Below are 11,243 nucleotides of genomic sequence, written 5' to 3' on the forward strand. Positions count from 1 at the left end.
CAAGTCGAAATAAATAGAGATTCATCAAAAAGGGGAAGAATATTCTCCCGAACTCTCTTCCCCCACCTTGTTAACCATCAATTCAGTTAACTGTATGTACTCTTTAAATATTCAGTATTATTCCAGTGCTTTACCGGGCGCCATCGGCCAATACGGATTCTGATACATTACCGTGGTGTTTATATCTTCCGGATTAGTGGCGGCAAGCTGCATATCCTGCAAACCGATCGGACTGAGGTAAAATGCCTTTCGCCAGGTCAGTCCATCGTAAAGCTGGTTGTTGATACTGGTTCTGCGTAGCGGACGCAAATATTTACTATCTTCTTTCCGCGAAACATTTGCCTCAGTCGTGCCGTCGGCAACTACTGCCGAAACTTCTACACCGTCTACCGTTTTTGTATATTTCAGGTAAGCGGCATCCCAGAAGTTCACACCTTCAATGATATAAGGTTTCGTAAGCAACTGATCCCAGGCACGCCACCGGATCAGGTCATCCCAACGCATGCCTTCGCCATTAAATTCGCAACGACGTTCGCGACGGATATTATAAAGTGTCGGATCCACCAACTGATCGCCGGAATAAACGGCCAGGTCATTTTCGTTGCCCAGATTGGTTGCACCAATAGTTTTTGAGAAATCCTCATCAACACCGGCACGGCGGCGGATAGCTTTCCAATACCCTTGCGCTTTGCCGTCGAGCGAACCGTTTTTCTCATAGCATGCTTCCATATAGTTCAGATAGGCTTCCGTAGCCCTGAAAATAACACAACCGTTACTTCCCAGCAATTCGTCATTCCTGTTCTGGTCGTAATCGTATGTGTAAGCTTTGCGCGGACGGTATCCGGTGATATCCCGGTTTTGTTCGGCATCCGAAATGATACGGAAATTTTCCATATGCACTACGACACCGGTATCGGCTATTGTAGGGTCTTTCGTATCACTGCGCTGTACGTCTTCTTCTCCCCAGACAAACAGTTGTAGGCGTTCGTCGCGGTCTTTTTTCTCCTGCGATACGGTTACATCTCCATGATAACCTGAACCAGCGGCATAAATGGGCAGCCCGTTCTTCATCAGGAAAGTATTAACCAGTGCACGAGTCATTCCGGTACGGTCGCCTACCTGCAAACGGATAGGTACACAATGGGAAATACTCAATCCCTTATTATACTGCTTCCATAGCAACACCTCGTTAATCCCTGACGCATCCGGCGTACTGAACATTTCGAAATAAGGATTCCAGCCGTATACTTGTCCGTAAACGGGGTTCATCACATGGGAGTTATCCGTCAGCGTGGCCTGATCGGCTACTGCTGACGCAGCATCCATAGCCTGAGTCAGGAAAAAGTCTATTTCGCCGGGTATATCGAACGATTTACCGCTGTTATAGTCCATTTTAGCTCCCGGCCAGTTCGCATCGCCCGGTACACGGCCCGTACCCTGGTGGTATTTTTCGAAAGTAGCTTCAAAGAGGGCTACTCTCGATTTCAGCAGCAGCGCTGTTTGTTTATTGATACGCTGGTTCATCTGAAATCCATGATCTTTAAGACGGGAGATCGCTTCATCGAGGTCTTTCAGGATAAAACGGGCCACTTCATTGCGGGGTGCTCGTTTGCTGTGTTCGACAAGCACGTCGCTCTGGTCGGGCAGCACTTCTTCCACGATCGGGAAATCACCGTATTTCACAAGGGCTACGTAATAACTCAATGCACGGAAAAAATAGGCCTCCCCGATATAATGGCTAAGCAGATCGCTCGCCCCCTGGATCGTTCCGGCCTCTTCTTTAGGAAGTATCTCTTCAAACAGATAATTCCATACACGGACACGGGATAACAAACCTTGTGTAGTCTTACCGGCCGACACCTGCCAGTTTCCGGCAAAATAATTAAGGTTGCCTTCGTCCGTCAGCAGGTTATCGGTATTGGCATCATTACGTTGCACGCCGGAATTCCAGGACGTTTGATGATACATCTTGGTTCCGTTGGAATTTTCGAGTTGGGAGTCGTAATAGTTAAGCACGTAATTACCCACCTGATCCACTGTTGTGAAATAAGATTCCGGGGTTATCTGGCTGATCGGAGCGCGTTCCAGAAAATCGTTACAGGATGTCATCGCCAATCCGCCCATACCGATCAATGCGCCGACATATATATGTTTTAATTTTAGTCTCATATTCATTCAATGAATTAAAAGTTTACATTTAAACCGATTGAAATAGTTTTCTGCAAAGGATAGAGTTTACCGTCTCCCCAGTCGCTGCCCAGCAATTCAGGATCGAATACGCCGCTGATATCAGATAAAGTCAGCAAGTTGTCACCGGAAACATAAATACGTACCGATTCCATTCCTGCTTTCTGCGTCCATATTCTCGGTAAGGTATATCCGACCTGCATATTCTTCAAACGTATATAAGCTGCGTTTTGCAAATAGCGGGTCTGGGTACGCTGGTTCTTGTCGGTATTGAAATAGGGTTTCGGATAGTAAGCTCCGGTGTTGGCTCCTAACGGGTCGCCCTCCGGACGCCAGTAATTGAGATGTTCGCCGAAAGCACAGGATTGCCACTGGTCTCCTTGTGCTCCCCAGAAATACGGGCCACCCAGCATATAATCTCTTTTCATGATACCTTGCAGGAAGATAGAGAAGTCGAGTCCGTTCCAGGCTCCGTCCAATGTCAGACCGAAGTTATAGCGCGGCGTGTTATTTCCGATGATCTTCATGTCCCCATGATCGTCGAGCGTATTGGCTCCGCTGTCTACACCGTCTTTACCATCTATATTGGCATACATGATATCGCCCGGACCCCAGCCTGTTCCCCAGTTAGGCGTACCTCCGTTGGCAAGATGTTTGTCCATCTCTTCCTGAGTTTGTGCGATCCCAACCATCTGGTATCCCCAGATATCCCCCAGAATCTGCCCTTTATAATACGTACTCAGGGCCATTGTTTCATTCGGATACCTAAGTATTTTACGCAAGTTGTCGGATACAACCAGGCGAACACCATAGTCGAATTTCTGAATACGGTCTCTCCACGACATTTCCAGTTCCCATCCATATGATTTCATATCGCAGTTGTTGATCTGCGGAGCATTGGCACCCAAAACGGAAGGCAACAGAGGAGCCGGCCCGATCATATCATATGTATAACGGTTGTAATAATCGAATGAACCGGTCAGGCGATTGTCGAACAATCCCCAGTCGAAACCGACATTCCATGATTCGATCGTTTCCCAGGTCATCAGACTGCTGACGATACCCGGAAGGCCGGCCACATTCTGCTGGGTACCGTTTATCAGCCAGCTGGAAGAAGCCGTACCGGTCGGCATGTTCTGATAGAACGGATACCAGGCATCGGTACTGTCCGTATTATTATTACCGAGCTGTCCCCAGGATGCTCTTACCTTCAATGTTCCGACAACACTGTTCAGGGGTTCGAAAAATGCTTCGCGAGCTATATTCCAACCAGCCGAGAAGGAAGGGAAAAGGCCCCAGCGCTGATCGCCGATAAAACGGGAAGAACCATCGTAACGCAGGTTGGCTTCCAGCATGTAACGGTCGGCATAATTGTAGTTAATACGTCCGAAGAAACCGGCAATGGCCCGTTCACGTGCCCAGGAGCTAGCTTTCTTATTATCCTGTGTCAGGCCGAGCGACGGGACATCCGCAGAGATCAGATCCGTACCGAAGCCATTCAATCCGCTCGGACGGTAAAGTTCGGCATTGAAACCGGCCATTACTTTAAAGTTATGATTGCCCAGCGATTTGGTATAATCCGAATAAATATTGGTAGAGAAGTAGTCTTCATCCTCACGTGAATCCGATACTTCCGAGTAGCCGGCTGCACCACCGTTCCAGGAAAGAAGATACGGTTCATTTTTGGCATCGTACGCATAAATTGGCAATACCGCCCAGCTCTGTTTACGGTAGTAAGAACGCATGCTGCCTTCAGCAACGATACGCCAGTCTTTAACAGGTTCGAAAATAGCCTGCAACTGCTGGGTGTACCAGTTCTTCTGGCTGGTTTGCTTTCCTCCGTCTTCCAGCTGGACAATTTCCATATCCCGCTGATAATGCCCGTTCGGATCGACAACCGGGCAGGTCGGCCAGCGGCGTGCAATATTATGGAAGAACAAACCCGTCAGATAGGTCGGGCGATGATAATCTTCGCGCGTCCATTTGCCGGTGTAGTTTACAGTGACCCAGTCGGCCAGTTTTGCCGAAATCTTTGCATTCATTGTATAACGGTTGAACTTATCATCGCCATGCTTTAGCAAACCGGTCTGGTCAAGGAAACTACCACTGAGCATATAGGTCAACTTATCAGTACCACCACTCAGGCTAAGATTATGTTCTGTAGAAGGCACCCAGTCACGATAAAACTCGGAAAACCAATCCGTATTGGCAAAAGCGCCTCCATAGTTTTGCCATTTTCCGTCAGCACCAGCAACAGTACCATAATATTCAGGTTTAGTAGGGTCAGTGAACTTACCGTCCATATAGTCCTTGATATTTTTCATGGCGTCGTCATTAAATATCGGATTTCCTCCCCCATTTGTGCTCGCCCTGTTGAAATATTGGGCAAATGAATAAGAATCGACCATATCCGGCACCTGGACAGCATCGGAGAAACGTACATTACCTGAATAATTTACCCGGGTCTTCCCGGCTTTACCGCTTTTAGTCGTAATAAGGATCACCCCGAACGAAGCACGTGCTCCATAGATGGAAGACGAGGCAGCATCTTTCAATACACTGATATTCTCAATATCATTCGGATTGACGGTATTCATATTTCCTTCAATACCGTCGATCAGCACTAACGGACTACCGCTTGATCCCTGACCGATCGTTCCACCCCCACGGATATTAATATTCAGCTGACTGTCAAGCGTACCACCGCTGCTACCCACCGACATATTCAAACCGGGGATAACGCCTTGAAGTGCCTGCGATACGTTCTGAACCGGTCGAGATTCAAGGACCTTGGAATCTACCGTACTGACAGAACCTGTCAGATTCACTTTTTTCTGCGAACCATACCCCACAACTACCACTTCATCCAGCTGTTTCGAGTCTTCCTTCAGCTGAATCCGGAGAGAGGATTGCCCTGTGTAAGTAATTTCCTGAGAGAGATAACCGACATACGAAACGACCAATATGCTACCCTCTTTCACCCCGGGTAAAGAAAAGTTGCCGTCCATATCGGTTACCGTACCGTTCGTAGTTCCTTTCACAACTACCGTTGCTCCTACTACAGGACCCATATCATCCTCTACAACACCTTTTACCGTTGAAGATTGCTGAGAAACCTGTACCACAATTTCCGGCTCCGCTACCGGATTTCCGTTAGCACTCATTACCGGAGAAAAAGCCAGTAAAATGCTGGTGATAATGCCTGCTTGTTTTGGGATTTTCAGGAGCATAGCATTATTTGCATTCGATAAACATAACAGTTTTTTCATGAATTTAAATAATTAATTGTTCATTTATCAACATTTTAGATCTAAAAATATCATCACATCAAACTTGATATTATCACACCCTAACCAGTAATAAATTTTTATCAATCAATTTTACAAGAACAAAAAGCAACAGAGTTCTGCTGGAACTAGGATTTTTAAGGTATATACAGGGATGCACGAGTGAATAATTTCAATAACGCCTCCCCATTAAGGTCATACTTTGACAATACATTTTGGTATTTATTAAATAAATTGCAAAAACCCAGGTTAAAATTTGTTTGTATTGTATTTGTTTATATATTTGCAACGATTTATTCATCCTAGTTCCAGCAGAACTATGTAATTTATACAAATAATAACACCTCACTTTACTCCTGAAAAAACAACCGATGCCACAAAAACACCGGGGATATTTGTTTCTAATTCATAACAGTATCTCTTATTATTTACCTATCTTTGCTAAACTTAAAACACAATAGCCTTATGAAAAAGAAATTAGTCGTACTGACCGGCGCCGGCATGAGCGCCGAAAGTGGCATTTCGACCTTTCGTGACTCCGACGGTCTTTGGGAAAAATACCGGGTGGAAGATGTAGCAACCCCCGAAGGCTTTGCCGCCAACCCTGAACTGGTCCTCAACTTCTACAACCAGCGACGCAGGGAATTGCTCAACACCAAGCCCAACGCAGGACATATCGGACTGGCTGAATTGGAAAAGGACTTTGACGTTCATATTATTACACAAAATATCGATAACCTGCATGAACAGGCCGGTAGCAGCGATGTGATCCATCTGCATGGCGAACTGATGAAATCCTGTTCCGTCCGCGACCTGAATACGACTTACGACTTGTCACCCGAGAATCCGGATATCCATATCGGAGACAAAGACCCGCACGGTGTACAGCTTCGTCCGTTCATTGTCTGGTTCGGTGAAGCGGTTCCAATGATCGACCCGGCCATGCGTATGGTAGAATCATGCGACATTTTCGTCATCATCGGCACCTCCCTCAACGTCTATCCGGCTGCCGGACTACTGAATTACGTACGCCGCGGCCAACCGATCTACCTGATAGACCCGAAAGAGGTGAATACCTACCGCAACGATATCCACTTTATAAAGTCCGGTGCTTCGGAAGGAGTTAAAGAGCTTAGTAAAATACTAAAGTTTAGTACTACATGATTGAAGTTCACTATCTTTGCAAAACTTAAAACAAAAATCATGGAACCATTAAAAATCGCCACCGTACAATTTGAGACACGGGATAACGATAAAATGTATAATCTTTCTGTCATCCGGGATATGTGCCGGAAAGCGTCAGTTGAGGGAGCGGATGTGGTAGCATTTCACGAATGCTCGGTTTGCGGATATACATTCGCCAAGGATTTGTCTTATGAAGAATTACTGGCTATCGCCGAACCAGTTCCTACAGGGGAAAGCACGCAAACCTTGATTGCCATCGCGAAAGAGTTTAACATCACGCTATTGGCCGGTTTCTTCGAACGAGACGGGGATCGTATTTATAAGGCGCAAGTATGCGTGGATGGGCAAGGCTTAAAGGCGAAGTATCGCAAGTTACATCCGTTCATCAATCCACATATCTTACCGGGTGACCAATATGTACTGTTCGATATTAAAGGATGGAAATGCGGCATATTGATTTGCTACGATAATAATATCATAGAAAATGTACGTGCCACTACCCTATTGGGAGCGGATATTATTTTCATGCCCCACGTGACAATGTGTACTCCATCCCCTCGTCCTGGAGCCGGCTTAATCAATCCCGCTTTGTGGGAAAACAGGGAGAACAACCCTACTACCTTACGACAGGAGTTCGATGGTTTGAAAGGACGAGCCTGGCTCATGAAGTGGCTTCCCGCCCGTGCTTATGACAATGCGATTTATGTGGTATTCTCTAATCCGATCGGGCATGATTATAATGAGATCAAGAACGGTTGCTCAATGATTTTGGATCCTTTTGGCGATATATTGGCAGAATGCCGTAAATTAGGAGATGATTTCGTGATAGCTACAGCTATCCCCGAAAAGTTAAAACTAGCTGGAGGATATCGTTACCGGAACGCCCGTCGTCCGGAACTCTATGCGGATATAATAGGGCAGCCGCATGAATCCTGCCAAAAAGTCGCATGGCTAACAGGGACAACCAATGAATAACCCATTGGCAAAATTAACTTAGTGCATATTTGACTCGACCCTCCAGTTTTCCAAAGTATAATACTACTCATCAATAAGTTTTCATTTCACCTATTGATAAGTAGTATTTTTTGTAAGAACAATGATCATTTACATAGATCCGGTTTTCAATCCTCAATGATCAGGCGAAGCCCTACATTATTCACTTTCTGCCAGGGCAGATAAGCGCGGCGGGCTGTTGCCGTTGCATCTTTCGGACGGTCTACCCAGGAACCGCCGCGGGCAACTACCTGTTTAGCTTCCAGGGTTTCCTGAGATTTGTCATTATAAGGATACGGAGCATAGATCGAACGGGTCCATTCCTGTAAGTTTCCGTGCATGTTGATCAGGCCGAACGGATTTGCCTTATAGGTATATTCTTCCGTCGGGATCATCAAACCGTCGTTGACTGTATCAACTTTCGGCATGTAATTATAATACGAGAACCAAGGATTATCCTTCTCCATCGGTTGGGGATCGATACCCGTAACGGCCATCTTTTCCAACTGTACATCGGCCAGGTTCTCATACGGTCCGAAGTTTGCGTCCATAGCACCATACCAGAAAGGCTGGTCACTACCACCACGGCAAGCCCATTCCCACTGGACTTCGGTAGGAAGCTGCACGTTCAGACCGGTCTTTTCTGAAAGCATCCGGCAATAATTCACCGCTTCCTCATAACTTACACGAATGACCGGTTGGTTCGGTTTATTTGCCGGATAACCGGGGGTCGTATGGTCTTTCCAGAACTGTGCGTAGATACGGCTGTCGTGGTCGGGAACCAGTGCATTATATTGCTCATTGGTCAGTTCCTTCTCAGACATCCAGAAGCCTTTCTTCACTTCTGCCTTGAATTCGGGAGCCTGATCGGGATAACCGTCATTCGTACCCATTACGAATTTACCTGCCGGAACACGGACAAAGGCGATCTTCACGCCATCGGCAACCTCTATTTCCTTGCGTAACGATTTTTCTTTCGACAACATCTTCTGAATATCGTCGGCAGACAAAGGCCAGCCTTTCATCTTTACCTCTTTATGCTTGACAGGAGCAACCTTTTCCGGCAATTCGGGTTTGATCTCTCCCTTACTTTTCAGCAAACTTGCATAATCTGCCAGTTCCTTGCGCCAGTCGGCACCGGCACCGTTCGCATACTTATTGGTCAGTTCAAGGCGACGGCCGTACTGTTCGTATCCATTCAACGGATCAGCATCAAATTCGCCACGTCCCGGAGCGTTCATATCGATCCACATCGTGAGATGATCCCATTCGTTATCAGTCAGTTTCACATTATAATGACCACGTTCCAACATACGAACGATTTCGCTGGTAGAAGCATGATATTCGTAGGGAGTCATCACATACATATCCGCTTCCGGTCCCTGACGGTTTACGTACGGATGGAAAGCCAGATAACTCTTCTGGAAATAACGCGTACCGCTCCAGTCGGTTATACCGACCGAGGTCGTGTCTTTAAAGTTCGGCCGGCCGGCTTTGCTTCCGTCATGGCAAGCCACACAGGCACGGTCGAGAATCGGTTGTATCTCATATTTAAAGGTATAAGAACGGACACCACCATCGGCAATCTTCAATTCATGCGGCTTACGGGTAGATGCAGCAACCCTTTTCGGAACCGGAATGGTGTTCTGATCTTCATGGCAGCCCACACAGGATACCACTTCGCCCGGCATACCGGTCAGCCAGCTACGCATCCATTGTACGGCACGTCCGTCCGCATCGAGCGGTTGGAGGGAGACAGGCGTATTGGCCGGAATCTTAAAGATAGCAGAACCATCCTCTTCTACCGGAACGGTTCCCAGCAGACGCTTGATATCCCATCCGGCCTGGATACCGTGATTATAATGGTCGGACAGCGTTCTTCGATAAGCATATTCATACGCATAGACACGGAATGACTTGATCTGTCCGCGGGGAACGCCTCTCAGTCCTTCGCCTTCATAAATATCCTGGATAAAGACAGTCGCTTCCTTTTCATTCGGTTTGATACGGTCCGGGATTGCCGGAGGTACCGGAGTACTTTTCACCGGAACGGAATAGATCATACCGGCATCGTCGGCATTGGCAACCAATGTCAGGTTATCATAAATATCCACCAGGTAGATTCCCCAACGGCTGTACGGAGACAGTTTGGCCGTTACCAGGAAAGTCTCGTCGGTCAGCGGATACGGTTTGATGAATTGCGGCCACACACCGTTTACCAGTTCATCTTTTACCTCCGGAATAATCGGACGGCCACGGAACGGCAATTCCTGTATCATACCTTTTTCTTCCTTACGGCTCTTTGCCGGATCGAAAATCATCAGACGGCCGGAACGGGCTACCCCGTGGTGACCGGAGATAACACCCACAAAACGGTTCGTCCGCTTCGGCAACGGCTGCACATCGAAAATACTGTTCGGGAACATGGAACCGCTACCATATAACGATTTCTGTTCGGTTCCGTCCGGATTCATATGCATCACGATACGGGAGAAATAGTGAGTCAAATCCGTATATTCCCAACGGACATACATCACCTTACCGTTTGCCATCACCACCGGATGCCAGTTCGCATCCTGGTCGAATGTCAGACGGCGCAGGTCACCGTTACTGGGATCATATAAAACCATATTACCTACCGCATCACTACCGTTTACGCAAGGTACGCCCTGATAACCGATATTGGAAATCGCCAGCATACGTCCGTCGGGCAGATAGGTCGCATCAAAGAACTCCAGGTCAGGCTCCGGAATGTTGGTTACCTGTCGGGCATTGCCGCCTTCCAGGTCGATTTCGTGCACCTGCCATCTGCGTGTCGTATCCAATGCTGTAAACATCAAGCGTTTCCCATCCCAGTTCAACACCAGGTCGGTCACGGAGGAACCCTCTACAGCCGGTTTATAAACCGTCTTTTCCTGAAGGTTTCCGCTTTTCAGGCCGGACAATTCCACCAGTTCCGCCTTAAAATTCTTACGGCTGGCAGAGCTAAGATTCGACCAGTTGTTCGGCTGGATACCCAAACTTCCGGCACCGACAAAGTTGGCCCGTTCTCCAAGATTGAATTTAACGGTCAACATCTTATCGACATTCACATCCGGGCTCATCAGCATCAACTCGCGTTTCAGAGCCAACGCCTTATTAGCCTTGTCGAGTGCCTGTTGATCTCCGGTATAGATTCCGGCAAAACCTCCGGACAGCAGAGACTTCAATTCATTGAAACGTTTTTCGGCCAGATTTGCATCAAAGCCCGAACTCTTTTTCATGATACCCAAAGCCTCCTGAATAGCTTCCGGTTTCATCCATTCCAGTTCGGCCTGTATTTCCAGTACGGAAATCAAACGACCGGCCAGACTCTTATAAGCCTGCATCTGTTCGGACGGTGTAGCCAACGATGCAACCTTGTTCAATTCAGACTGATACCAGGAGTTGTTCTTCAACTCTTTCAGCATAGCGTCCAGGCCTTTCTTCGTCCTGTTCAGCTGTTCGGACGTAACTTCTTCTTTTGTCTCACAACTCGGTTGTGCAGATAACACGCTTCCCCCCAACAGGCAGAAAGCCATACATCCTGTAATCAATAATTTCTTCCACATA

5 protein-coding genes are annotated in these 11,243 nt (G+C 47.2%); 2 read left to right on the forward strand and 3 right to left on the reverse strand.

The annotated features are described in order from the left end of the window. Positions 1 to 117: 117 nt before the first annotated feature. Together HMPREF1535_RS06565 and HMPREF1535_RS06570 are read right to left on the reverse strand one after the other, a co-directional pair. Positions 118 to 2,169: a RagB/SusD family nutrient uptake outer membrane protein gene (locus tag HMPREF1535_RS06565; RefSeq protein WP_187386419.1), complete on the reverse strand. Its 2,052-nt coding sequence runs from the start codon at positions 2,167 to 2,169 to the stop codon at positions 118 to 120. 14 nt (positions 2,170 to 2,183) lie between these two features. After that, the gene (locus HMPREF1535_RS06570) at positions 2,184 to 5,456 is read right to left on the reverse strand and encodes a SusC/RagA family TonB-linked outer membrane protein (RefSeq protein ID WP_046145642.1); all 3,273 of its coding nucleotides are present in this window, start codon (positions 5,454 to 5,456) and stop codon (positions 2,184 to 2,186) included. A gap of 483 nt (positions 5,457 to 5,939) precedes the next feature. Here HMPREF1535_RS06570 and HMPREF1535_RS06575 point away from each other — a divergent pair, with 483 nt between their 5' ends. Next, positions 5,940 to 6,638 carry an SIR2 family NAD-dependent protein deacylase gene (locus tag HMPREF1535_RS06575; RefSeq protein WP_046145643.1) on the forward strand — a complete coding sequence of 233 codons (699 nt, stop codon included), beginning with the start codon at positions 5,940 to 5,942 and terminating at the stop codon, positions 6,636 to 6,638. 39 nt (positions 6,639 to 6,677) lie between these two features. Further along, positions 6,678 to 7,634 carry a nitrilase family protein gene (locus HMPREF1535_RS06580; protein ID WP_007655830.1) on the forward strand — a complete coding sequence of 319 codons (957 nt, stop codon included), beginning with the start codon at positions 6,678 to 6,680 and terminating at the stop codon, positions 7,632 to 7,634. 146 nt (positions 7,635 to 7,780) lie between these two features. On the opposite strand, the gene HMPREF1535_RS06585 is transcribed toward HMPREF1535_RS06580, so the two are convergent. Continuing rightward, positions 7,781 to 11,242, reverse strand: coding sequence for an SUMF1/EgtB/PvdO family nonheme iron enzyme (locus tag HMPREF1535_RS06585; protein ID WP_046145644.1), 3,462 nt, complete (start codon positions 11,240 to 11,242; stop codon positions 7,781 to 7,783). Between the last annotated feature and the right edge of the window lies 1 nt (position 11,243).

This window comes from Parabacteroides goldsteinii DSM 19448 = WAL 12034, assembly GCF_000969835.1.
GTDB classification, from domain to species: Bacteria; Bacteroidota; Bacteroidia; order Bacteroidales; family Tannerellaceae; genus Parabacteroides; species Parabacteroides goldsteinii.